This is a genomic window from Deltaproteobacteria bacterium (genome assembly GCA_022340465.1).
In the GTDB taxonomy this organism is placed as follows: domain Bacteria; phylum Desulfobacterota; class Desulfobacteria; order Desulfobacterales; family B30-G6; genus JAJDNW01.
Genome location: JAJDNW010000130.1, coordinates 36,328 through 62,106, shown reverse-complemented (window position 1 = coordinate 62,106; position 25,779 = coordinate 36,328). Strand labels below are relative to the sequence as shown.

Genomic DNA, 25,779 nt, shown 5'->3' with positions numbered 1-25,779 from the left:
ATGATGGCAACCGGTTTTTAACCATTCTCTGATCGATCGGACATCGATGCCCCCGAACATCCATACAGAATCCTCAACGACCCGTGCCGGAAACGCCTTTCAGGAGATCTGTTCCCAAGCCGCCAAGGGCACCCTGCTCCTTGGAATCGCCATTGTTTTTTTCGCTCTGATGACCCTGTCCGCTGCCGGGGCAGCGGCGGAAGACCTGGACCGCCAGTTGAACGAGCCGAACCGCCCCTGGCACATCGTGGCCGACGAGCTGAGTTATGACGATACCGCCAAGGTATACAATGCCCGGGGCAACGTTCAAATCACCCAGGGGGACAAGAAGATCAGCGCCGATCAGGTCCGGTTCGACCATGAAAACATGACGGTGGAGGCCAGCGGTCACATCGTGGTTTCCTCCGGCGAAGATGTGATCTCGGCCGACAGCCTGACCTTCGACCTGGAAAGGGAAGAGGGGCAGGTGTCCAACGGCAGACTCTATTTTGAAAAAAACCATTTCATCGTTCGATCCGACAACCTCCAAAAAACCGGTAAAGACACCTACCGGGCCGACAGAGCCAGCGTCACCACGTGTGACGGTGAAAAACCCGACTGGAAAATCACGGGGCGTAATCTCAATGTGACCATCGAGGGCTATGGGACCGCCTACCATGCCGCCTTGTGGGTTAAGAATGTGCCGATCCTTTACACACCCTGGATTGGATTCCCCGTCAAGACCAAGCGGCAGACCGGTCTGCTGACGCCCCAGATCGGTTATTCCAGCCGCAAGGGCTATGAATACGACCAACCGCTTTTCTGGGCCATCAACAAAAGCTCGGATGCCACTTTCTACTCGCATTACATGTCCGACAGGGGTAACAAATTCGGCACTGAATACCGCTACGCGTCAAGTCCCCTTTCAAAGGGAACGACCATGTTCGACTACCTGGACGACCGGCGGGTCGACAGCGTCACCGGGGACGACCCGGGCTCCCCGGAAAGGGACTGGGGCTATGTGGAGAATACCGGCGACGATTTTCTGCGGACCAACAGGGACCGTTACTGGTTCAGAACCAAAAACGACCAGGAACTTCCTGGAAACTTCAAGGCCCTGTTCGACCTGGACATTGTCAGCGATCAGGATTACCTGACGGATTTCAAGCGGGGATACACGGGTTTCATCACAACCCGCGATTACTACAACAATGAATTCGGACGAGACCTGGACGATTACAACGATCCGGTAAGGCTTAATCGTTTCAACGTCAACCGGTACTGGTCGCGCTTCAACCTGAATGCGGAGGCGAGATGGTATGACGATGTCATCGCCCGCACCCAGGATCTGCCCGACACCACCGCCCAGAGGCTGCCTTTCATCCAGTTCAACGGTTCGAAACAGGCTGTCGCCAATACCCCCCTTTTTTTTGATCTGAGTTCCTCCTACACCCATTTTTACAGGGACACGACGACCACCGACAACGGGGTCACCCGGGACCACCGGATCGACCTGTATCCCCGGGGTTACCTGCCCCTGGACGTCGGCCGTTATTTTACTCTGGAACCATCTGTGGGGCTGCGTGAAACCGCCTGGTATATCGCAGACGACGTCGATCCCACATCGGATGATGCCGGAGAAGACTACCAGCACCGTGAATTCTGGGATATCGGCCTGGACCTGTCGACGGAAATCTACAGGATTTTCAACGGCGGTGAAGGTCAACAGCCTCTCAAGCACACCCTCAATCCACGCATTACCTATAACTATGTGCCCGACTATGCACAGTCGTCCCACCCCGACTTCGACGCCATCGACAGGATTGAAGCGTCGAATCAGGTCACCTATTCCCTGTCCAACCTGTTCATCCAGCGCCGGGCGGTCCAGCAGAAACCCGAGCTTTCCGATGAGGCCCCCGGCTACCGGTATCATCAGATGGCGCGGTTCGACATCGGGCAGACCTATGATTTTAACGAAGCTTTCGAGGACGACCCCGACAAATGGAAGAACGGTGAAAGCCGGGAACCCTTCAGACCGGTTTTTGCAAGGCTGCAGATCACGCCCGGGCGTCATTTCAGGCTGTCGGCGGATGCGGACTGGTCCGTTTATGACAACGAACCCGTGAGCCACAGTCTTTTGTCGCGGATTTCCGACAACCGCGACGACGTTCTGACAATCGAACACCGCTATACCAGAGAGACAGACGAAGATGCCGGGGATGGCGTCAATTCGCTGGTCGTGGATGGTTTGCTGCGTCTAACCCGCCCCCTGTCGCTGATCGCCCGCTATGAATACGACTTTTATGCGGATGAGGATCTTGAAACCACGCTTGGGATCCTGTACGATGCCCAGTGCTGGTCCCTGGACCTGCGCTATACCAGGGACGTGGATGAAATTATGTACGCGTTTGAAATACGGCTCAAGGGCATCGGCGGCTTCGAAAGCGGCATCGCCCCCTGAAATATCGTGGAAAGCCCGTAAGGACGGAACGAACCCTATGGACCATGGCGGACTTGAAAAAAAGTGGTATGTGCTTCACACCCGCAGCCGATTCGAAAACGTCGTCAACGACGGCCTGCTTAAAAAATCATTCGAAGTCTTCCTGCCCAAGGTGCAGGTAAAGAGCCGTCGCCAGGACCGAAAACTGATGATTCGGGTGCCTGTTTTTCCCGGATACCTCTTCGTGAAAAGCGACCTCGAAGCCCGTGAACATATCGAAATCGTCAAAACCACCGGCGCGGTGCGCATCGTCGGAACCAAGGACGGCCCCGTACCCGTTCCCGGCGAAACCATCGACTCCCTCAAAATCCTGGTTGCCTCCGGCACCCCCATTCAGACGGGAAACAGGCTTGTCAAAGGTGACAGGGTGCTGGTTGTATACGGCATTTTTGCAGGCGTGGTGGGTACCTTCAAGCGTTACCGGGGCAAGGGCCGTGTCATCATCAATGTCGACACGCTGGGTCAGACGGCCGGGGTCGAGGTTGACGAGGCGGATGTCGAACCCGTTCCCGGAATTTTAGCCTGAGACTCACCCATCGACACCCTCGTGGAAGCATTTCGGAACGCCGACCACGTTTCTCCCGCCGGGCCGGTAGGGACGACGGCCGGCAAAGCCCGGGCACCGGCACCGGCACCGATCTACTTGACTTTTTTTCAATTTATCATTAATAGAGACTTGAATCGGCCCACCGGCCGGGAAGCCGGCTTTGTGCTGAAATAAATTATTGAGGTATTCGGATAATACCTGATATCAGGTTTGATCCCGATCGGGGTTGACAGCGAGGGTGCCCTGCCGCGGGAAGGAGGATATATGAACAAACTGGAGCTCATCTCTGCATTGAAAGACGAGGCCGACATCTCAAAAGCCGAAGCCGCAAAGGTGGTGCAGATATTCTTCGAAAACATGGCGGAGGCCATGGCCCGGGGGGAGCGCGTAGAAATAAGAGGGTTGTGCAGTTTTTATGTAAAAGATTACAAGAGTTATGTCGGCAGAAACCCCAAGACAGGAGAAAAGGTCGCTATCCATCCGAAGAAACTGCCTTTTTTTAAACCGGGAAAAGAGCTGAAGGAGCGGGTTGACTATTAAGTCTGCAGCCGGCTTTTCGGCTATTCACCACCAGGAAAAGGCTGTTCACCGACTGACCGGTTGGCTGCAGGGGGGTAATCTTCCCCATGCGTTGCTGTTTACCGGCATCGACGGGATCGGGAAAAAAAAGACCGCATTAACTTTTGCCGGGGCTCTCAACTGCCGCATGGCCGCCGATCGGCGGACCGCTGTAAACAGCCGGATCGTACCGTGCGGGGAATGCAGGCCGTGCCGAAAAATCGAAGCGGGTCAGCATCCGGACGTCATCGTTATAACGCCTGAAAAATCAAGGATAAAGATCTTGACGATCCGGAATCTTGGCCATACGTTGGCCGTGAAACCGTATGAGGCTTCGCAGCGAGTGGTGGTCATCGACCAGGCTCAGACCATGAACCCGGAAGCCGGTAATTCACTGCTGAAGCTGCTCGAAGAACCACCGGAAAACACTGTCCTGATCCTCATTGCCGACAACAAACACAACCTCCTGCCCACTATCGTATCGCGCTGTCAACAGGTAGCCTTCAAACCGATTCCCGGGCATGCCATTGCGGAGTACCTTGAAAAGCAGGGCGTTCGAGGCGACAAAGCCGCCATTTTAGCCAAGTTGGCCAACGGGAGCTACGGCAAAGCGGACAGCCTCGTGGATGCCGGTTGGGTAGGGCGGCGCGAGTGGATTATACAGCTTGTCGACCCTCATGACGGGGGTGGCGATCGTTCCGTACAAATCCGATCCTTCCTGGCATTTTCGGAGTTGATGTCCCTCAACCGGGAAGCGATTCCGGACGCCCTGGAAATCCTGATATCCTGGTTCAGGGATTTGGCGGTTGTCAAGGCGGGGTCGAACAGGGTTGCCAACACGGACCTCATGGAAAAAATCGCACGGGCGGCGCGGCATTACGAGACAGCCTCGCTGCTTGCCGACATCGACCTGCTGGAAGCGGCCAAAAAAAACATCCAGGCCAATGTCAACACGCGCTTGACGCTGGATGTCATGATGATGAATTTATCTCCAATCCGGTCTGCCGTTCGTTGAGTTTTCCGGCGGATCGGTTGTTAACTTTTTCAACGCATGCAGGATCCAATCCAATGAAGAAAATTGTTGGGATACGGTTCAAACCGGCGGGCAAAATCTATCATTTCGACAGCGGTGCTTTTGTGCTCAAACCGGGTGATTATGTCATCGTGGAAACCGAAAAGGGGCTCGGATTCGGCACTGTGGCCATTCCGCCGGAACCCATGGAAAATACGCCACGTGGCAAAACGTTCAAAAAGGTCCACCGCGTCGCCAGCGAAAACGATCACCACCGCCGGGAAAAAAATATCGCCCTGGAAGCACGCGCCTATAAGTTCTGCCAGAAGTGCATCAAAAAAAACGATCTGAAAATGAATCTCTTTTCGGTTGAAAGCACCTTCGATGCCAGCAGGCTTACTTTCTTTTTTACTGCCGACGGCCGGGTCGACTTTCGTGAACTCGTCAAGAAGCTGGTCAAAGAGTTCCGGGTCAGGATCGAAATGCGGCAGGTCGGAATTCGCAACCAGGCGAAAATGTGTGGCGGCATCGGCAGGTGCGGCCGTGAGATCTGCTGTTCGTCCTTCATTGAAAAATTCGATCCTGTATCCATCAAAATGGCCAAGCAGCAGGGTCTTTCCCTCAACCCTACAAAAATTTCCGGCCAGTGCGGCCGTCTGATGTGCTGCCTGACCTATGAAAACAAAACCTATGCCAAATTAAAGGAAGGCTTTCCTAAAATTGGTAAAAATATTCGCGTTCGAGACGGAAACGGCAAGGTAATCCGCCACAACATTCTCGGACGCCGTGTTTCGGTGCGACTGGAAAACGGTTCCGAGGTCGAACTGGACGTAAATGATATTAACGCACCGGATAAATAGGAGAACAGATGTCTACGCCATTTTACATTACCACCCCCATCTATTATGTTAACGCCAAACCCCATCTCGGGCATGCGTACACCACCCTTGTTGCCGACGTCGCCACCCGGTTCCATGACATGCTGGGGAGCGAAACCTTTTTTTTAACGGGCACCGACGAACACGGCGACAAAATCGTACAGGCAGCGGAAAAGGAGGGCCTGAAGCCAAGGGAGTATGTCGACAAAATCAGCAATTTGTTCAGGGCGCTCTGGCCGGAGCTCGACATCGAAAACAGCGATTTTATCCGCACCACGGACAGCGGTCACATAGCTGTCGTCAAACGCATTCTCCAGCAAATTTATGATGCCGGCGATATATATTTCAGCGAATACGAAGGCCTGTACTGTTTCGGCTGTGAACGTTTCTACACCGAAAGGGAACTGGTCGATGGCAAATGCCCGGATCACGAAACCGAACCGGAAGTGATCAAGGAATCCAATTATTTTTTCAAGATGAGCCGTTACCAGGATTGGTTGATAGATCACATTAAAAACAACCCCGGGTTCATCCGCCCGGAACGTTACCGGAACGAAGTGCTGGCGTTTCTCAGTGAACCCCTCGAAGATTTGTGTATTTCACGGCCGAAATCCCGCATCACCTGGGGCATTACCCTGCCCTTCGACGAACAGTACGTCACGTACGTGTGGTTCGACGCTTTGCTGAACTACATCTCGGCTCTGGGATATCCGGAGGGGGAGCGGTTCGAAAAATTCTGGCCCGTGGCCCAGCACATTGTCGCCAAAGACATTCTCAAACCCCACGGCATCTACTGGCCAATTATGCTCAAAGCCGCAGGGATTCCCATCTACCGGCACTTGAACGTTCACGGGTATTGGAATGTGGATCAGAGCAAGATGTCCAAATCCATCGGCAATGTGGTGGAACCCCTGCAGTTGAAGAATGTATACGGCCTGGATGCCTTCCGCTATTTCCTCATGCGCGAAATGGCATTCGGACTGGATTCGAACTTCAACGAAGAAGCCCTGGTCCAACGTATCAACGCAGACCTGGCCAACGATCTGGGAAACCTGGTCAGCCGTGTGACCTCCATGACCCTGCGCTATTTCAAAGGTGCTGTTCCGGGCTCTCACCCGGAAACAGAGGATAATGATGATGCCGATGTCAGGCGGCAGGCGGAAAAGGCGGTGGAAGCCTTCGAAACCCATATGTACGACTTCGCCTTTCACAAGGCCATCATGGCCGTGTGGGTTTTTGTCGGCTGCTTGAACAAATATATCGACCTGAAAGCGCCCTGGGTACTTGCCAAGGACGCCCAAAAAACAGCCGCACTGGAGACGGTAATCTACAACCTCCTGGAAGGGATCAGAATCGTCTCCGGACTGATCTACCCGATTATGCCCCAAACCGCGAAAGCCATTCAAACCCAGCTCGGCCTGGATCCGAATGACGGTCCTTTTTTCCGTTTGACGCATCTCGGGTCCTGGGGTAAAACGACTGCGGGAAATCAAGTCAAGAAAAGCCCCCCCCTGTTTCCAAGGGTTGAAATGGCGCCGGCTGCAAAACCGGAAAAAGGAACCGCCGGAATCGGCGACCTCAAACCACGCATTCCCTTTGAAGCGTTTGGAAAACTCGATCTGAGGGTGGGTACCGTCCTGAAGGCGAAACCCATCCCGAAGTCAAAAAAATTACTCGAGCTCGAAGTCGATCTCGGCGAGCTGCGCACCATCGTTGCGGGAATTTCCCAGAATTACGCCCCCCAAGACATCGTGGGCCGACAGGTGATCGTCGTGGCCAATCTCCAGCCGGCCAAATTGATGGGGATCGAATCAAACGGAATGGTGCTGGCGGCTGTGGACGAACAGGGGGCGAGCCTCGCAGCGCCGGGCAGAACGGTCGCTCCGGGAACAAAGGTCAGCTGAGGCTTAGGTCCTGTTTACTATAAGCCCATCATGTTTGCGAAAGATTTTGGTTTTCGATATTGGAATTTCCCGTTTACCCGGGTTGGGATCTTATAACCTGTAAAGAGTTGAAACGATCAGTTTAGGCAGGAAGTCTTGCATGTCTTATCCATTCACCAACCGGAACGGCGACGCAACCACTAGCTGTTGGAGAGAGTATCAGGCAAGGATACAAGCCGAGAAAAGGCGCCGGAAGAGAGCCAGGGCCGTCGCCAGGCTGATGATGCTCCTGGCTGCCGCCGGCCTGACTGCCGGTGGCCTGTTCCTGGCCATCAACGTCTTTGCCCTCTATGATTCTGATTCGGCTCCGTACACCACGCTGGCGGGAGGCAAGGAGAAAAGGGAAGCGACCCAATTAGACCCGTTGAAGGACAAGGAAAGGGCCCGCAGCATGATAGACCCGCGGCTGCTTGTCAATCTCCGGGAAGAGGGGTTTGCCATCGATGCCGACGGAAAGCACCTGTGGGTGCAAACCACCTTGGACGCCGGCCTGCAGCGCTACATGCTGAAAAAAATGGATCGCGTCAACTCGCGGTTCATCGGTATCGTCGCCGCCGATCCCGCCACCGGAAAAATCATACTGCTGAGCGGGTTCAACAAACAAGACCCCGGCCATGACCCCTGCCTGGACAATCAGTATCCGGCGGCGAGTATTTTCAAGATCGTCACCGCGGCGGCCGCCATTGAACAATGCGGCCTGACACCCGGTTCAAAAATGCGCTTCAACGGCAATGCCCACACCCTCTACAAACGGCAGCTCAAGGATACCGACAACAAGTACACCAATCACATTTCCCTGAAAGATTCATTCGCCCGGTCGGTCAATCCGGTATTCGGAAAAATCGGCTCCCTGTATCTCAACAAATCGCTGCTGGAGCAATACGCCGAGAGCTTCGGCTTCAACCAGGAGATCGACTTTGAGCTCGAACTGCCGCCCAGCCATTTGAGCATTGCTGATACGACCTACAACTGGGCGGAAATCGCCAGCGGCTTCAATCGCAGCACGACGCTTTCACCGCTGCACGGCGTACTCATGGCTTCAGCCGTCGTAAACAAGGGCGAAATGGTCGAACCCACTGTTATCGAAAGCATCCAGGACGCTACCGGCAAAAACGTATACAGGTGTGCGCCCCGAACCATGAAGAAGGCGATTTTACCTGACACATCACAGGTGCTTTATGATCTGATGAAAGCCACTGTCCGTTCCGGCACAGCCAGAAAAACATTCAGGGGATATAAACGGGACCGGGTGCTGTCAAAGCTCACCATCGGCGGAAAAACAGGCTCCATATTCAATCGTAAGCACGACCTCAGGTTCGACTGGTTCGTGGGCTTTGCGGAAGAACCCGACAGTGGGAAAAAGATGGCCGTAGCCGTGGTTGTGGCGCATGAAGAGTATATCGGAATCAGAGCCGGTCAGTATGCGCGTATGGCCATCAAAAAATATTTCCAGAACTACTTCAGTCAAAACGATGAAAAATCATCCCGCCATCAGCCCGGTTGAAAAAGCGACCTTTTCGTTTTACGATGTTCTCTGGCGCGCGGTGCTACCCTTCCTTCGCAAAAACCGGCGTCTCGCCGAAGGCTTCGAGAGCCGCGTTCTCGAAAAACCCTTGAAAGGCAATGCCGATCTCTGGATACAGGCGGCATCGGCGGGCGAAGCCTATCTTGCCGGGGAGATTATTAATACCCTCCCGCATCACCGCCGTCTCGATGCTGTTCTGACCACCAACACACGTCAAGGGAAAGAGATCCTGGATCGAGCCGTCACCGACCTTAAAAATCGCTTTGACCGTGTCGACGTCCAGGTCGCCTATTGCCCCTTTGACATGCCGTCCATAATGACCCGAACGGTTGGCAGAGTAAACCCGCGCCTCATGGTGCTCCTGGAGACGGAAATCTGGCCCGGGCTTCTGTTGGCTCTCAAACAGCAGGGGTGCCCGGCGGTCATCGTCAACGGCAGGCTGACGGAAAAAAGCCTGACGCGTTACATGATCTGGCCCTCTCTCTGGCGCACCCTACGGCCGGAAAGAATTTTAGCCATATCGAGACCGGACGCAGACCGCTTTGGCGCGCTGTTCGGCAAAAAGGGTGTGGCCACCATGCCCAATATAAAGTTCGACCGCCTCCAGGAGGTGCGGACCGACGACGATCCCGTGGAAAACATCAACGCCGTCATCGCTCCCGAAGCGGCGTTCGCCGTCCTCGGATCGGTGCGCAGAGAAGAAGAGAATGAGGTCGGCCATTTAATGCGCGATTTGCATACGCGCAGACCTCGGGCGGTTGTCGGCCTTTTCCCACGGCATCTGCACCGGGTCGATCATTGGCGCAAAACCCTCGACCGGCTCCGGCTCCCCTGGGAACTGCGCTCCGCCGTCACCGGGCCTGTTCAACCGGGAAGGGTTGTTTTGTGGGATGTCTTCGGTGAATTGGGCAGTGCCTACCGGAGGGCCTCCGCGGCCTTCGTGGGCGGCAGCCTCGCCCCCCTTGGCGGACAGAACTTCCTCGAACCGCTGGTTACCGGATTGACCCCGGTCATCGGGCCCCACTGGAAAAACTTTGCCTGGGTCGGGTCGCAAATTGTCGAACTGGGCCTTGTGCATCAGGCAGAATCATGGCAGGATGTATCGACATTTCTGGCCGCCTGCCTGGACCATCCACCGGAAAAACGGGTCGTAAAAAAACAGGCCGCCGACTACATCGGCAAACGGCAGGGAGGCACCAGGGCGGCATGCGAGCTGATCCTCGAGTACTTGTGAAAACCTAAACGCTGAGGTAACTTGAGTGATTTATGAATACACTGCCCAAATGCTACGGCATCATCCCCGCCCGCTATCGATCGGAGCGGTTTCCCGGAAAACCTCTGGCGGAAATCCAGGGCAAACCCATGTTCTGGCATGTCTACAAGCAGGCCGAAAAATGCCCCCATTTTTTCCACATCGTGCTGGCCACTGACGACGAACGCATTTTTTCCAAAGCGGAAGCACTGCAGATACCGGTCCTGATGACTGATGAAAACCATCCGAGCGGCACCGATCGCGTCCTGGAAGCGGCTCTGTGCCTGGGGGTTCCCGACGACGCCGTCGTCGCCAACATTCAAGGGGACGAACCCTTGCTCTCTCCCGACATGCTCAACCGCCTCATCGCTCCCTTTGCCTCCGCGGATACCGAGATTACGACCCTTGCCTATCCAATAGACACGGGGGAGGCCGACAACCCGAACCGTGTCAAGGTCGTCATCGCAAAAGATGGCCGTGCGCTATACTTCTCACGTGCCAAAATCCCTTTTCCCAGGCATAAGGCGTCGGCCGGATATCTCGGGCACATCGGCCTCTATGCCTTCAGGATGCGTGCATTGCGCACCTTCCATAAGCTCAAGCCGGGACGGCTGGAAGTGGCTGAATCACTGGAACAGCTGAGGCTTCTGGAAAACGGCATGGCCATCCACGTGGTGATCACGGATCACGGCAGCATCGGGGTAGACAGTCCCGACGATCTGAAAAAAGTGACTCAGATCCTGGAAGGGGAAAAAACAAACGAGACCTAAAAGGAGTACATCCTATGAAGCGTGTCAGCAAGTTGTGGGAAAAAATAGTACGCGCACTTGGAATGCCGGTCTTTATAGGCCGCAGCATGCATACCGTACCCGAAAATTCGATCGTCTTTTTCCCCTGCCGGCGGGCGACGTTCTATTGCGGACTGGCAGGCATCGTGGCCTTTAAATCGACCACCGTCTGTGCGGCTGGAACCACTCTCGACCACCTGGAAAAACAATTCGATCAACTGGTGGAAGGCAGCTTTGAACGCTGTGACAGGCAGGACCTGAACCTTGCTGACAATTACCTGAACGGCGTACAGAACCTGGACCGGTTTCTTCAGGGCATCAGGGCGCTGAAGCGCTCGCAGGCCTTTGTAGACCTCTTCATGGACGTGTCTCAACGCGGGCGGGTCACCGGCCTCTCCGAGCGTGTTGCAGCGCTGGTCGAAAAAGAAGAGCGTGTGCTTTCCGAGCGCATCGGCCATCTCGAGAGCGGGCCGGTAGAGATCGTCTCTTCGGCGATTGAAAAGATGAAGGATGCCCTCTGGTGCCTGACCCAGGAGATTCTGGCCAATCTCGACAGGACAGAGGCGCTAGTCTCCCATCCTCCAGCGGCGGCCAACCGGGAAACCGTTAAAATCTTCAAGGAAGTGAACACGGTGCTCAACAGCCTCGACCGCCTGGAAGTGAGGGGCCGTGATTCGGCCGGAATATCGCTGTTGTTCATTTTGGAGAATAATGTTTTCCAGGCCTACCGCCATGACCTTGAGGAAAACGACCTCCTGCCCGTTTTCGAGAAAAGGACATCGGGAAAGGTCCTGCTCAACAACGGCATTCGCCTGATTCCGCCATCACCTGCAGAACAGTCAGGGCCCGTCTCGATCGCTTTTACCTATAAAATAGCGGCCGAAATCGGCAGCCTGGGCGACAACATCGCCTTTATTCGCGATCAGATCAGGAATGACCTGCTCTTCCAGCGCCTGGTCACCCGGGACGTGATCCACTACACCATCTCATCCCACACCCGTTGGGCTTCCGTGGGTGAAATCAGCGAAGCGAACTGCCACCCGGTGGACAATATGCTGGATGGTGAAAACGTTTCAGTGACCGATACCATCCATGCCTGCCTCAACGGGGACATCGACAACTACCTCGACCTGAGGGCGGGGTTGGAAGATCGAGGTCTGCAACTTCCTCCGGAAATTTCCACGGACACCAAGGTGATCCCCCCCGTGATAGAACAGTATGTACGTGAAGGCTGCGACCTGCCGGAGGCTTTTCGCCGCGCGGTAAACAGTTTTCAGGGTTCCCACGCTATCAGCATGCACTGCGACCTTGCACCAGGTAAATTTTTCCTGGCCCAGAAAGGCAGCGGCCAGGCCATTTTCGTGGGACTTTCAGAAGACATGTACATGCCGGCGTCCGAGGTTTACGGGTTCGTGGAAGAAACATCCGCCTACCTGAAACTGGACGGCGAAAAAATCGTGCAGGGCGACCAGGGGGAGACCCAGGGTCAGATATTCATCCTGGACCAGTCCTCCGCAGGAGGACTCGACGGCATCACCGCCATGTATTACGACGGCACGCCTTTGCATCTGACGGAGAGTGACATCAAGCACACCGACATCACCTCACGCGACATCGACCGCCAGCACTTCCCCCACTATTTTCTGAAGGAAATTTCCGAATCGCCCCTGTCAGTCGAAAAAACGCTTTACAACCGCTGGAAGCTGGTTGACGGCCCTCCGGAACGCCTGACAACCACCCTCGACGAAAAAACACTGCCCGCATCGCTGGCACAAGCCATCGCCGACAAGACCATCCGGCGCATTTTCTTCGTCGGACAGGGGACCGCCGGCGTTGCGGCCAAGGCCTGCGCAGACATCCTGGACTACTACCTGAACGACCCCCTGCTGTATATCAACGCCCTGAAGGCCTCCGAGTTGAGCGGCTCCAAACTCAGCGAGACAGACGCCCCGGACAGCATGGCCGATGCACTCGTCGTCGCCATCAGCCAGTCGGGAACCACCACGGACACCAATCGCACTGTCGACATGGTGAAGGAGCGCGGCGCCGCGACGCTCGCCATCGTCAACCGCAGGGATTCCGACCTCACTTTCAAGGTCGACGGGGTCATGTACACCAGCACCGGCCGCGACCTCGAGATGTCGGTGGCTTCAACCAAGGCCTTTTATTCACAGATCGTCGCCGGGGCCCTTTTGGGGCTTCACATCGCCTATCTATCCGGCAAAAGAAGCGGGGAGTTCGTATCCCGGGAACTAGAGGAACTGCGCGGCCTTCCATCCCGGATGAACACCATTCTGGGAATGCAGGAAGCCATCGCGGCATCCGCCCGCAAGCTGGCCGGCACCAAAACCTACTGGGCGGCTGTGGGCAGCGGCCCGAACAAGGCTTCGGCCGACGAAATCCGCATCAAACTGAGCGAACTGTGCTACAAGACCATCTCTTCGGATTTCGTCGAGGACAAAAAGCACATCGACCTTTCCTCAGAACCCCTCATCATCGTCTGCGCTGCGGGCTCGAAAGGCACTGTCATCGGCGATATCATCAAGGACACGGCCATTTTCAAGGCCCACAAAGCCACACCGGTTGTCATTGCTGACGAGGGCGAGCAACGCTTCGATCCGTATGCTGAAGACGTTTTTCATGTGCCGGCAGTCAGCGAGCACCTGGCGCCGATCGTCAACACGCTGGTAGGCCATATCTGGGGATACTACGCGGCCCTGGCCATTAACGAAGGCTCTAAATTCCTCGACCAATTCCGGGCGGCAACCCAGGCAAGCATCGAAGAGCAGTCTCAAAAGGGATTGGACGTGTATGAAGTCATTCTGGAAAGATCATTCCAGGAACGGGTCGCCGTTTTTTACAAAACCTTCAGGGAGCGAAGGCAGCAGAAGCAGCACCCGCTTTCCATCGCCCGGGCCTCCGATCTGACCCTTCTGCTGAAGTACCTTTCCGGTCGACTGCCCGTTTCCGACTTCGAAATCGATTTCGGTGTCAAGGGAACCGCTTTAAACATGCTGAACACCCTGTTCGCCTGTCTGGGCGAATCCATCAACAGTATGTCCCGGCCCATCGATGCCATCAAGCACCAGGCGAAAACGGTGACGGTGGGAACCAGCCGCATCAGTGAAAAAATCAAGGGGCTTCTCTTCGATACGCTGGTGGAAAACGGCTTGAAAGCCTCCCAACTGACAAACAAAAACGTGCTCGTCATGAAAAACGTGCAGCGCATTATTTCCCACATCCAGGGCGCCATCCTTTACCGCATCGACAAATTGAACCTGCTGGGGGAACCCACTCAGGAAACGACCATAGAAATCGTGGAGAAAAAAGGCGTGCTCAAACCGATTCCTTCCCGGGTGGAAACGGACACGGCCCTGAAGGGAACCAAACGGATTATTGTCAGGGAGGGCAACGTCTACATCGGCAAGGGCAGAAAAGACGGCCGCAGCATCGTCGTGATCCCCGTTATGGCCTTTGGGGGAAGCATTATCGAAAACCTGCTGCTGCTCAATATCGTTTTCAAAGAAGATGTCTCTCTGGGCAGCAAAGTCAAGGCGCTGGGCGGCAAGTATGAACGCATAAAAAACATCGTTCAGGAAAACAGCGTGGAGTGGCAGGACGGCTTTCTCGACCTCATTGCCATCGACGATCTGTTCGGCATATCGGCCGAAAAAATCGGCGAGCGAATCGTCCAGAAGGTTGCGGCCTGAAACGCGGGCCGGAAAGGTCGTCCCAAAACTGTATACCTCACTAAATTGAGGTGCCGCAATGTTGCAACCTTGAAGCATTTGCAAATCGGCAAGCTGCAGGAGGCCGCAAAGTCTTGCTGGTATTCATTTTGCGGGCGGTTTTTCCACAAACCCCCTATATATGCACATTTTCCTATTGACTTTCACTTTTTATTGCTATACACCGCGATAAACTGATGCCCGTTCGTTCACCAATCAACACCAAACAAGGGGGGGAGAAGATGACAAAGGCAGAATTGATTGAACAAATGGCAAAGGATGCAAACATTTCAAAGGCCGCTGCCGGGGCCGCGCTGAATTCATTCTCCGCAAGCATTACCAAAGCCTTGAAGAAACGCAACGGCAAAGTCACCCTCGTCGGTTTCGGCACCTTCAAGAAGGTCTACCGCAAAACCCGCAAGGGTAGAAATCCTCAGACTGGTGAAGTCATCAAGATCAAAGGCAAAAACGTGGTTAAATTCTCCGCCGGCAAAAAGTTGCAGGACGCCATTTAGTCTTTATCAGTTTGCTCAATCATCCCAAAGGCCCTTTCCGCACAGGATAAAACGGACAGACAGGCAACAGCGGAAATCACCTGGGGGTAGTACCACAAGGATCTTCAATCACTTCGATGCAGCCCGGTCGATGCAACCATCGACCGGGCTGTTTCTTTAGCGCGTTTGTCAGAATAACGTTCCGTATGCCCTGAGCGGGTGGCGGGTTTATTTTTCAAATCGCCATATCAAACCAAGGCATACCCTGTGCCCGCCGGATTGTTGATGAAAAAATGCAGATTTTTAATAAAATCAGATAGTGGAACCATCATCAATCCGGCAGGGCACGACGACAACCGTGCAGAATATTGATGATGTGGTGCTTTGAAAAATAAGCCCGCCACCTGCCAATCCAATGTTGAAACGGAACCTATATATGGCAATTGCTCTATCTCTATATACCTCAACTTTGGGGTATAATAGCGGTTGTTTTTCACGTTCGCAGTCGCTATAAACGGCTTTATGGCCAAACATTCCCTCATGCAGAAAATCCTCAGGCACCCCCTGAGTATCAGGGTGCTCGCATCCCTGGGCAGCCTGCTTGCCTGGCTTTTAATGCATCTGCTGTTCTGCACCTGCCGTAAACGCATCTTCGGGCTCGAATCGCTGGATGCCATTCTCGAGGAAAATGGCAACAGGGTTCTGGGCCCCAATTGGCATCGCTGCATTTTTTTCAGCGTCTACTTTCATCGCAATCGCGGGGGCGCCATCATGTCCAGCCGCAGCCGCGACGGGGAAATGATCACCGCGCTCCTCAGGCGCTTCGGATATTATACCCCACGGGGAAGCAGCGGCAGAAAAAAGGGCGGCCATCTCGGTTTGAAAGCCCTCGTCGACCATGTCAATCGGGGCAATCCCGGCGGCATAGCCGTGGATGCCCCCAAAGGCCCTCCGCACGTCTCCAAACGCGGCATCGTCCTGGCCGCCGCCAAAACAGGGGCGCCGCTTTTGCCCCAGGTGTGGTATGCCCGCCCAAACTTTCGTTTCAAGAGTTGGGACGGCACCATCGTCCCCAAGCCCTTTTCCGAGATCGTCATGATCATCGACAATCAACCGATGCGCGTGCCGCCGGACACCACCCCCGAATCGATAGAACTGCACAGGAAAAAGCTCGATGCGCGCATGCTGTACCTGACCTATCAGGTGGACAACTGGTTCGAACTGCGCGATACCTATCCCGACCCCCGCGACATTCCCGTTCCAACCCCCATCCCAATGCCTTCGCTTGTAGAGTAGCGTGGTTTGCCAGAAAAAGGTTCCGAATAGCTTCAATGGCCGTTCCTGATATAGTGAATTTAGATTCATTTATTATCGGTAGAAGAGAACCCCCGTATTTATCTGCTGCGATTTTCATTCAATCTATCAAATAAATCTTTACATACTGTATTAATTGATTTTTTATGCGTAGAAATAATTTTTCCAGCCCCTCTATTTCCCTTGACAACCGGCGCATTAACCGCTAAAAGATGAATGAATGCTCATTCATTTATGTGCTATTTTACCAAACAGGAGGAACGCATGGATAGAAAAATTAGAAAGGCGGCCGTCATCGGATCGGGCGTCATGGGCGGCGGTATCGCTGCTTTACTGGCCAGCGCCGGTGTAAAAACCCTGTTGTTGGATATCGTTCCCTTCGACCTGAAGGCGGAAGAGAAGGATGACCGGCAGGCCAGAAGCAGAATAGCCAAAGCCGGTCTGGATGCGGTCATGTTGTCAAAACCGTCTTTGCTTATGCAGCCAAAGGACGCCGACCGGATCACCATCGGCAACCTGGAAGATGATTTCGAAAAATTGGCGGACTGCGACTGGATCGTGGAAGTGGTCGTAGAGAATCTGAAGATCAAACATGATCTGTTTCAACGCATCGAAAAAGTCAGATCGCCGGGCACCGTCGTTTCTTCCAACACGTCCGGCATCCCCCTTTCCGCCATGTCGAAAGGCCTGAGTTCTGAATTCAGGCAATACTTTTTGGGAACGCACTTTTTCAACCCGGTGCGCTACATGAAATTGCTTGAAATCATTCCCGGAGAGGAAACCCTTCCGGAGATACTCGATTTCATGGCCGACTTCGGCGAACGCATCCTCGGAAAAGGGATTGTGTGGGCCAAAGACACACCGAACTTTGTCGGCAACCGCATCGGGATTCACGGCATGGTCAAAGCCATGCAGATCATGCTCGAAGACGGTCTCACCATTCCGGAAGTCGACGCCCTTTTCGGACCTGTCATGGGGCGCCCCAAAACAGCGATGTTCAAAACCGCCGACCTGGTAGGGATAGATGTCCTCGGCCACGTTGCCGGGAACACCTATGATCTGGTCACCGACGACGAGGCAAGAGACAGCTTCGTCGTTCCCGAATACGTGTCGCAGATGATCGCCGACAATCTGCTCGGCAAAAAAACAAAGGCCGGTTTCTACAAAACCGATCTGACGCCAGACTGGAAAAAGATCCGCAAGGTGATCAATCCCGCCACGCTGGATTATGAAGAATATGGAAAGCCGCAATTCCCCTGCCTGGAAGCGGCCAAGAAACACAAGACCCTGCCCGAAAAGATGCAAGCCGTTCTTTACGGCGACGACAAGGGGTCCCGGTTCGCCTGGAAAGCCACGGCGGCCAATCTGATATACTCGGCCAATCGGATTCCCGAAATATCGGACACTATTGTTGAAATCGACAATGCCATGCGATGGGGCTTTAACTTCGAAATGGGCCCTTTTGAAACCTGGGACGCAATCGGCGTGGCCGCATCTGTGGAAAAAATGGAAAAAGACGGTCTTGCCGTTCCAGAACATGTAAAAACCATGCTTGATGCCGGCATCAGCGCCTTCTATAAAACAGAAAACGGCCAACGCTATTACTACGATTTTAAGGAAAAGACCCACAAGCCGGTCAGGGTGAGTGCCAACGTCATCTCCCTCTCCGGCCTCAAGGCCGACGGCAAGGTGATTCAAGGCAACGCCTCCGCCACGCTGGTGGATCTGGGAGACGGTGTGGCCTGTCTGGAGTTCCACACCAAAATGAACGCCTTGAATCAGGAAATCATCGAGGCCATCCACGAGGCCGTCGATTATGTGGATGCCCATGGCAAGGGTCTGGTGTTCGGCAACCAGGCCGGCGGCATGCCCGGCGCATTTTCGGCCGGCGCGGATCTCACGGCGGTGAGGGCGGCGGTTCGGGAAGGCCGGCTCGCGGAAATCGAAGCGATGATCAAAGGCCTCCAGTACGGTTTGGTGAAAGCCCGCTATGCGCCCTTTCCCGTGGTGGCCGCCCCTTTCGGCATGACACTGGCCGGCGGTTGTGAGATCTGCCTGGCATCGGATAAAATCGTTGCCCACTCCGAACTGTTCATGGGCCTGGTTGAATTCGGTGTCGGCCTGCTGCCGGCGGGCGGTGGATGCCTCGGGCTCTGGCGTAATTTCGTGGAAGCCATTCCCGAAGCCGCCGCCGATGCCGACCTGACCCGCTTCTTCATTCCGGCATTCATGTCCATCGGTATGGCCAAAGTGTCCATGTCCGCCGCAGAGGCCAGAGCCAACGGCTTCCTGCGTCCCTTCGACCGCATCGTTTTCAACCGGGACTACCTTCTCGGCGAAGCCAAGAAAGATGTTCTCAAAATGGTGGACGAGGGCTACGCGCCGCCGGTAAAAAGAAAAATCAAGGTCCTCGGCGAAGCCGCCCAGGGTATGGTCAATGCCCAGATTCTCGACATGCAGAAAGCGGGCTACATCAGCGAATACGACGTGTTCGTTCTCAAGAAAATCGCCTATGTCATGAGCGGCGGTGCGGTCCGCAGCAACAGCGCCATCGAGGAGGATGTGATTTTGACCCTGGAAAGAAAGGCTTTTCTCGACCTTCTCAAAGAGGAGAAAACCATTGCCAGAATCGATCACATGCTCAAGACAGGAAAACCTCTGAGGAATTGAGGCCTGCGGCCGGCCAAACGCCGGCCCCCTCCTATCTCCTTAGGAGCCATGATTGTAAAAAAAAGCGGCAGCGCCGCGTTTAACGGATTCGCCCGGCGAACCCGTTCGAGGAGGATTAAACCATGAGAGATGCCTATATCGTAACTTCCGTAAGGACACCGGGATGCCGGAGAAACAAGGGCGCCTTCAAAGACACGCGCCCCGAAGACCTCCTGTCCTTTATCCTGGGATCCGCCGTGGATCAAACCGAGAACCTGGAAAAAAAGGATGTGGATGATGTCATGATCGGCTGCTCCTTTCCGGAAGCGGAGCAGGGCCTGAATATCGGCCGGATCGCCAGCCAGATGGCGGGATTCCCCGTGGACGTCACCGGCGCCACCGTCAACCGCTTCTGCTCGTCGGGCCTCGAAGCCATCGCGCAGGCCTCCCTGCGCGTCATGGCCGGATGGTCGGAAGTCACCATCGGAGGCGGTGTGGAATCCATGACTTACGTTCCCATGGGCGGATCCATTCCCCGCCCCCACCCGGCGTATTCAAAATCCCAAGACAGCATGTACATTTCAATGGGCCTCACCGCGGAAAACGTGGCCAAGCGCTACGGAATCACGCGGGAGCAGCAGGACGAATTCGCCTACAACTCTCAGATGAAGGCCGCGGCCGCCAAGGCCGGGAAGAAATATACCGAAATCGTTCCCACACCGGCAACGCGCTTCCAAGAAAAGGAGGACGGCACTTTTGAAAAAGAAACCTTCCTTCAGGATTTCGACGACGGCATTCGCGAATCGACCACCGTGGAAGGCCTGGCCAAGCTGCGGCCGGCATTTTCCGCAACAGGCTCGGTCACGGCCGGGAACTCTTCGCAGATGACGGACGGGGCCGCCGTCACCATCATCGCCAGCGAGGGGAAAGTGAAGGAATTGGGACTCAAGCCCCTGGCCAAGTTGAAATGCTACACCACCGCGGGGTGCCGGCCGGATGAGATGGGAGTCGGGCCGCTCTACGCTATTCCCAAACTGCTCAAGCTGGCCGGCGTCAGTCTCGAGGATATCGATCTCTTCGAAATCAACGAAGCCTTCGCCTCCCAGGCGTTGTACTGCACGCGGGAACTGGGCATCGACCTCGCTAAAGTGAACCTAAACGGCGGGGCCATTGCCCTGGGACACCCCCTGGGGTGCACCGGAGCGAAATTGTGTGCAACCCTGATGACCAATATGCAGGCGACAGGGGCCCGCTACGGCGTCGAGTCCATGTGCATCGGCGGTGGGATGGGGGCCGCGGCCCTGTTCGAGCGCTGCTGATAAAAGGTGGTACCCACATTTTATGGAACGCGGCCTCGCCGCTGTCAAATATTATAAAACCGCCCGGCCGGATGGCCGGGCGGTTTTCGTTTTCCCCTACCCTGCAAAGCTGGAATTATGCCTGCTCTCAGAAATGCGTCCTGACCGGATAGTGCCATCCTACTCGAAATCGCTATCGAAATCGAGACGACCCAATTCCGATCGCGACTACTATTTCGATGCGCATGAAGCTTAACTGGAATTGGCCTCTGAAAGCGATTAAAGCGTCGGTTAGTGGTGGACGCCAACCCTGATGAATACCTCTGCGCCGCCCGGTACCGCTTCCGTTAATGCTTCTGGCGATATGGTTTCCCCCTCCAACGTCAACGACCGGATATGCCGTCGGATTTCTGGGGGCATTTTTTCGAAAAAGTCCTTTACCTGCTTCCCCGGAACCCAGACGCCCCTTTCGAGGAAACCGGGGCCCAGCTCCTTGAGCACCAGGTTGAACAGCTTGAGCGTCACCCATCCCTGCTTTTTTTCCGTGCCGCCTGCCTCCGCTTGGTATGAAATGCTCTTGCGCAGCTGACTGTAGCGCCCCCCCTTGCGGAAGGTCGCCCCCACCAGCCCCGGCATGGCCGCGGAGAGCGCCAAAACGCTCCCGTCATTGAGGGTGGCCGTCTCTACATCGTCCACCGGTTTGCTGTCGAGGAACAGCGTCTGGATCCTGTTTTCAAAATAGGCGGTTTGCACGCCGAGCTGGTCGCACACAAAACTTTTCAGGTCAACGCCTGCACGCACCTTTACCTTGAAGGAAGGGGACAGCAGTCCCAAAAGATCCGACACACGATCTTCGCCGATGGCGATGGTCAAGTCCATAATTCATTCCCAATAAAAAAGGATTTTAATCGACCGATATTATTTCGAACGTATAGCCCTGTTCGGCATAACAGACGCTTTGAACCGAGTTTTTTCACGGCCGGGGCGGTATTATTCCTCGCCAATCGTTGCGCCTTATTTTGGGTCGTAGACCCGATTTAAACAGGGGAAACCCGATAGGTTTCCCCTGCACTATTGATCGTATCCATGCATGCGGCGCAGCCGCATGCTCAACAAAAATCTGCCCGATCCAGTGGATCGGGCAGATTCCTGTTGCCTAGAAGTTGAACACCGTGTCCAGCTCTTCATCGCTGACCTGGAAGGTCACATTGTGCGGAGCGATGGGCTCCTTCTTGAAGTATTCCGGCAGGCGGTCGTCCTTGGCGGTGAATCCGGCTGCGGCATTGAAATCCCTCTCTGCCCTCAAAACCGACATACCCAGGTTGCTCACGTCATCGGCCGTCAAAGGCTGTCCGGTAAAACCGCTGATAACGTCAAGCAGGGCCTGGAACGTTTCCGGTTGATCCAGGATCGCAAAGGCGATGAAGAGGCACATGCCCGTCGAATCGATCGCGGCTGTGGCTATCTGGAGGTTTCTGGACAGTTCCACCTGGCCTTCCGGTTTGGTGCCGTCCACGTTGCCGCCCACACCCAGAATGTTGGCCGTAACCGAATAGCCGGCCGTGTGGTCGGCGCCCATGGTGGTGGTGGCATAGGTCACGCCCATGCCCTGAACGGCTCGCGGATCGTACGCCGGCATGGCCTGCCGTTTTACCACCGGCACCCGCTCGACGCCGAACACCTGGCCGGTGACGGCGGCGCCGTTGCCCAGAATACGCCCCAGGGGCGTCCCTTCGCCAACCTCCTTGAGAAGCTTGATGGCCGCCTGCGCGTCGCCGAATTCAGCGATACCGGCTTCCATGGCCACGCCGATGGTGGCGCCCATCTCGATGGTATCCAGACCGAAGTCGTCATCCATGCGGTCCATTTGGGCAACGGCGTCCAGATCGTCGATGCCGCAGTTCCCCCCGTGGGCCCACACGGTCTCATACTCGGGTTGCTTGGTCAAAAAGTTGCCGTTCTTGTCGTTGAAAGTGCCGGAGCACTGAATAACGCAGCCCCGATGACACCCGTGGGTCGCCAAACCGCCCCGGGCGGTTTCGGTTTCCGCCTGGGTTTCGCCGCTTATCTTGGAGGCCCCTTCGAACTGGCCCGCGGAAAAGTTTCTGGCGGGATATCCGCCGGCTTCGTTGACCACGTTGGTCAGTACATTGGTTCCGTAAGCCGGCAACCCCTCGCCGGTGACCGGATGTTTTTTCAACCCCTGCACAAACGCCTTGTTGGCTTCGCGGAATTTATCCGGATCGGCGGGTTCGCGCTTGGGCATCCCCTCGTCATCCAGCACGATCAGCTTGACCCCCTTGGATCCCATGACCGCCCCGACGCCGCCGCGGCCCGCATGGCGGGTGGGTCTCTGCTCCATGTCGGTGAAGGCGATGGAAGCGGCGGACATTTTCATTTCACCCGCCTGGCCGATGGAGATGGCGCAGACTTTCTCGCCATACGCCCCCTTCACCTTGTCGATAACCGCATAATTGCCCAGGCCCTTGAGGCTGTTATCCGCCGAGATTTCTACACCGTCCTTGTTGATGACCACCTTGTACAGGTTGTCGTCCGCCGGTTTGCCTTCGATAACGATGGCGGCATACCCCAGCCTTGCCATCACCTGCGACGGTTGTCCCCCTGAATTGGCTTCTTTGATGCCACCGGTCAAGGGGCTTTTGCAGCCCACGGAAATTCTGCCGGACATGGCCGCCAGGCTGCCGCTCAACAATCCCGGAGCGATGACCAGTTTGTTGTCCTCTCCCAAGGGGTGGCAAAGTGGCGGAACCTCCTTGGAAACAATCGTTGAGGTCATGGCACGTCCTCCGAGTCCCGCATAGTCGCCAAGGGACTCGACCACCGCCTTCGGGCCTCCCTTTTCCCCCATTTTCAAGCGTAGAATTTTATCCATCGTGATCCTCCTTTTCCCTTTGGTAAAGGGTAATTTCTTGCCGCCTGTGACAGACATTGCATGGGTTTGTTCGAAAGCGGACGTTTTTCGTTTGTTTACTTGTAACTATTGGTATTTTTTAGTCATGTCAAGAAAAACCGAAACGGACAATCATGGTTTTCCTAATGCATCGAACAGGGCATGACCGAATGGGGTGGCGAAAGACAGATCGACCGATGTCACATGAGGCTCTGAAGGTTGATCAGCCGGGTCGCCATGGTTTTCAAATTCCTTTGTGCTGTATTGACCAGCGCCCTGAGGGTTGCCATACTTTCGGGGTCAAAGGGGGTGGACACCCCCGCGAACTGAATGTCGAAGGGAACGCCCTTTACCTTGATTTGGCTTGCTTTCAAGGCTTTTGATACCCTTTCCAGGGCGATTTTCGAATTGGGCCCATTGGTCATGGGCTGCATCACAACGACCATTTTCATGCTCAACCGTCCGACGACGTCCGTCTCGCGGACTATCTTTACCAGTTCGCTCATGAATGCCTGGATGACGTCGTCCAGGGTAGACTCCGCGGGTGCCTCCCCTTTTCGAGGCTTGGCCCTGATGATGGAGAAGGACAAAACGGAGAAGGGGGTTTCATATCGGGCGGAACGCTTGATTTCATTTTCTATTACGAAGAGGATGCTTTGCCGGTTGAGGGTTCCGGGTGGGGCCTTTTTCGCTGGATCGGTCTTCTGCCGAGCCTCGCTTTCCGCCATCATTTCATCATAAATCCGATCGAAATGCCCGCTGTCGCCTCCTTTTTCCACCAGCGCACTTTTGACCTGCTCCAGAATCTCGTTGTACTCTCTTTCATCATCGGAATAGGACTGAAGCATTTTCAAGACAGCATCTTTGGTCAACTTTTTGGCATCCCCGCTGCTCACCCGCTTGAACAGCATTCTGGATTTAAGCTGTCGCAGACTGGTCTCCATGCGCTCCACAAGGCGTTTCTCGACGTCAGCCATCATGCTGGCGTCGAGCTTCTGTGTTCTCAGATTATCCACCAGCCCCGAACGGATTCGGCGGAACACCCGCCGGGCCTCTTCGCCGCCCAAACCGCCTTCGCTTTCCAGTTCACTGGCCGCAAGGCCTGTACCGATGCGTTCGACATACTCGACCAGCAGCTCAGACAGGATCTTTTCATCGTTGCCGGTCCTGCGAATTTCAGCCGCCAAACAGATCAGTTCGGCCGCCCTGTCCGGATGGGCCATGATTTCCTGCACCAGTTCCTCGCCGTCCAGCCCGATCTCGCCAGCACCTCTTTCCAGGGCGCGCGCGAGTTCGTCGCTCTGCAGCTCCTGCTTGAGTTCCTGCACCAGCTGTAAGAATTCGGACAGCGGCATCCCCGCCGAAACAAGCGTCTTTTTTACCTTGGGAAGAATCCTGCGCAAATCCTCCACCGACGGTACGAGGCGGATGATGATGCCGGCCAATCGCTTGACGGACACGGCACCCTTATTGTATTCTTCCTGGATCAACCGGACCAGCACATTGTCGGTGATTTCGTCGACCTCCCTTCGTATTCCGGCTTCATCCAAATAAACAACGCCCCTGGCCTTTTGTTTGTCGACCCCCTCGATCAACTTCTTTTTCAGCTCGAACACGTTCCTGGCCAGGTCGGCCATATTGAGATCCGATCGGGTGTTCATGGCCGTGTCCACCTCATGGCGGAACTGCTGCAGCCCCTGGAATAGAGACTCCCCGGGCGAAAGGTTCGGTTTTTCGGGACGATTCGCTGCCGCCAGGTCTGAGTCGATGAGCAGGGAACACAGCGCCGACGGTCCCTCCATCAATTTTGGAACCGTTAGGTTTTTTCCAAACTCGTCGGAAATGATATTGGACACCATGACGTCAAGAATGCCGCCCATGCTCGATTCCTGAACCCGATTTTCCCCCACGACATCAACGAACTTTCCATCCAACTGGTCGCGTCTGACCACCTCCTCGTCTTCGGACACTTTCCGGAAGATGACGTAATTGATCCTGACGCCGTCAACCCCCCTGGAATTCAATGCCCGTTTCATGGCATTGATGTTGCTGTATGTGTTCAGGTCGGTGATCACTTCGAGAAAATAGGTCAGGTCTTCCCGGCTCAGGTCCCTGTCAAAGGAAATGGACTCGATGCCGGCCTTCTTAAAATGGGCGGCCATGCGAAAGGTGTTGACGCGCTGATTCAGGGGCTCCTCTTCAACGAAGAACCGTTCCTTGCTCATGGAGATGGCGATGGAGGGTACCCGTTGCCACCCCTCTTGCAGGGACGCTAAAAAGCGGTCGATGGCCCCCGCCCCGGATTTATGGTGGACGTTGTACATGGCGACCTGGTTGAACACCATGTTGAAATTGCGGCCGATGTTTTCAGACAGTGCTTTTTTCAGGGTGTCCTTCTGCATA

Annotated in this window: 18 protein-coding genes; 14 read left to right on the top strand and 4 right to left on the bottom strand. The window is 55.2% G+C overall.

Annotated elements, in window-relative coordinates:
* The first annotated feature begins 46 nt into the window (after window positions 1-46).
* The 11 genes from lptD to LJE94_17465 all read left to right on the top strand — a co-directional run bounded on the left by lptD (window position 47) and on the right by LJE94_17465 (window position 15,225).
* Window positions 47-2,440, top strand: a complete 2,394-nt coding sequence (lptD, locus tag LJE94_17515; GenBank protein ID MCG6911901.1) for an LPS assembly protein LptD — start codon at window positions 47-49, stop codon at window positions 2,438-2,440.
* A 37-nt stretch (window positions 2,441-2,477) separates the two neighbouring features.
* A complete protein-coding gene (locus LJE94_17510; GenBank protein ID MCG6911900.1) occupies window positions 2,478-3,005 on the top strand; it encodes a UpxY family transcription antiterminator in 528 nt (175 codons plus the stop codon).
* Window positions 3,006-3,290: 285 nt separating this feature from the next.
* Window positions 3,291-3,566, top strand: coding sequence for an integration host factor subunit beta (locus LJE94_17505; protein MCG6911899.1), 276 nt, complete (start codon window positions 3,291-3,293; stop codon window positions 3,564-3,566).
* On the top strand, window positions 3,556-4,599 hold the full coding sequence (gene holB / locus LJE94_17500) for a DNA polymerase III subunit delta' (GenBank protein ID MCG6911898.1): 1,044 nt from the start codon (window positions 3,556-3,558) through the stop codon (window positions 4,597-4,599). The genes LJE94_17505 and holB overlap by 11 nt, the downstream gene beginning before the upstream one ends.
* Window positions 4,600-4,652: 53 nt before the next feature.
* A complete protein-coding gene (locus LJE94_17495; GenBank protein MCG6911897.1) occupies window positions 4,653-5,456 on the top strand; it encodes a stage 0 sporulation family protein in 804 nt (267 codons plus the stop codon).
* An 8-nt stretch (window positions 5,457-5,464) separates the two neighbouring features.
* On the top strand, window positions 5,465-7,378 hold the full coding sequence (gene metG, locus LJE94_17490) for a methionine--tRNA ligase (GenBank protein MCG6911896.1): 1,914 nt from the start codon (window positions 5,465-5,467) through the stop codon (window positions 7,376-7,378).
* Between the two features lie 139 nt (window positions 7,379-7,517).
* Window positions 7,518-8,921, top strand: coding sequence for a PbpA (locus tag LJE94_17485; protein ID MCG6911895.1), 1,404 nt, complete (start codon window positions 7,518-7,520; stop codon window positions 8,919-8,921).
* Entirely contained in the window at window positions 8,890-10,176 is a 1,287-nt protein-coding gene (locus LJE94_17480) for a 3-deoxy-D-manno-octulosonic acid transferase (GenBank protein MCG6911894.1), read from the top strand. The genes LJE94_17485 and LJE94_17480 overlap by 32 nt, the downstream gene beginning before the upstream one ends.
* Window positions 10,177-10,208: 32 nt before the next feature.
* Entirely contained in the window at window positions 10,209-10,964 is a 756-nt protein-coding gene (kdsB, locus tag LJE94_17475) for a 3-deoxy-manno-octulosonate cytidylyltransferase (protein MCG6911893.1), read from the top strand.
* 14 nt (window positions 10,965-10,978) lie between these two features.
* The gene (locus LJE94_17470) at window positions 10,979-14,692 is read left to right on the top strand and encodes an SIS domain-containing protein (protein ID MCG6911892.1); all 3,714 of its coding nucleotides are present in this window, start codon (window positions 10,979-10,981) and stop codon (window positions 14,690-14,692) included.
* Between the two features lie 260 nt (window positions 14,693-14,952).
* Window positions 14,953-15,225, top strand: a complete 273-nt coding sequence (locus tag LJE94_17465; GenBank protein ID MCG6911891.1) for an HU family DNA-binding protein — start codon at window positions 14,953-14,955, stop codon at window positions 15,223-15,225.
* 227 nt (window positions 15,226-15,452) lie between these two features.
* Here LJE94_17465 and LJE94_17460 read toward each other — a convergent pair whose 3' ends face one another.
* Window positions 15,453-15,734: a hypothetical protein gene (locus tag LJE94_17460; protein MCG6911890.1), complete on the bottom strand. Its 282-nt coding sequence runs from the start codon at window positions 15,732-15,734 to the stop codon at window positions 15,453-15,455.
* Between LJE94_17460 and LJE94_17455 the strand changes: the two genes are divergently transcribed.
* The 3 genes from LJE94_17455 to LJE94_17445 all read left to right on the top strand — a co-directional run bounded on the left by LJE94_17455 (window position 15,727) and on the right by LJE94_17445 (window position 20,486).
* Window positions 15,727-16,500, top strand: a complete 774-nt coding sequence (locus LJE94_17455; protein ID MCG6911889.1) for a lysophospholipid acyltransferase family protein — start codon at window positions 15,727-15,729, stop codon at window positions 16,498-16,500. The two genes, LJE94_17460 and LJE94_17455, sit on opposite strands and share 8 nt — an antisense overlap.
* Window positions 16,501-16,782: 282 nt before the next feature.
* Complete coding sequence (locus LJE94_17450; GenBank protein ID MCG6911888.1) at window positions 16,783-19,188, top strand: enoyl-CoA hydratase/isomerase family protein; 2,406 nt, start codon at window positions 16,783-16,785, stop codon at window positions 19,186-19,188.
* A 122-nt stretch (window positions 19,189-19,310) separates the two neighbouring features.
* The gene (locus tag LJE94_17445; protein ID MCG6911887.1) at window positions 19,311-20,486 is read left to right on the top strand and encodes a thiolase family protein; all 1,176 of its coding nucleotides are present in this window, start codon (window positions 19,311-19,313) and stop codon (window positions 20,484-20,486) included.
* A gap of 270 nt (window positions 20,487-20,756) precedes the next feature.
* On the opposite strand, the gene LJE94_17440 is transcribed toward LJE94_17445, so the two are convergent.
* From LJE94_17440 to LJE94_17430, 3 genes are all read right to left on the bottom strand, one after another.
* Window positions 20,757-21,344: a hypothetical protein gene (locus tag LJE94_17440; GenBank protein ID MCG6911886.1), complete on the bottom strand. Its 588-nt coding sequence runs from the start codon at window positions 21,342-21,344 to the stop codon at window positions 20,757-20,759.
* Window positions 21,345-21,621: 277 nt separating this feature from the next.
* On the bottom strand, window positions 21,622-23,358 hold the full coding sequence (locus LJE94_17435) for an aldehyde ferredoxin oxidoreductase (protein ID MCG6911885.1): 1,737 nt from the start codon (window positions 23,356-23,358) through the stop codon (window positions 21,622-21,624).
* 218 nt (window positions 23,359-23,576) lie between these two features.
* Window positions 23,577-25,778 (bottom strand): GGDEF domain-containing protein, encoded by a 2,202-nt coding sequence (locus LJE94_17430; GenBank protein MCG6911884.1) that lies wholly within the window; start codon window positions 25,776-25,778, stop codon window positions 23,577-23,579.
* Window position 25,779 lies beyond the last annotated feature (1 nt).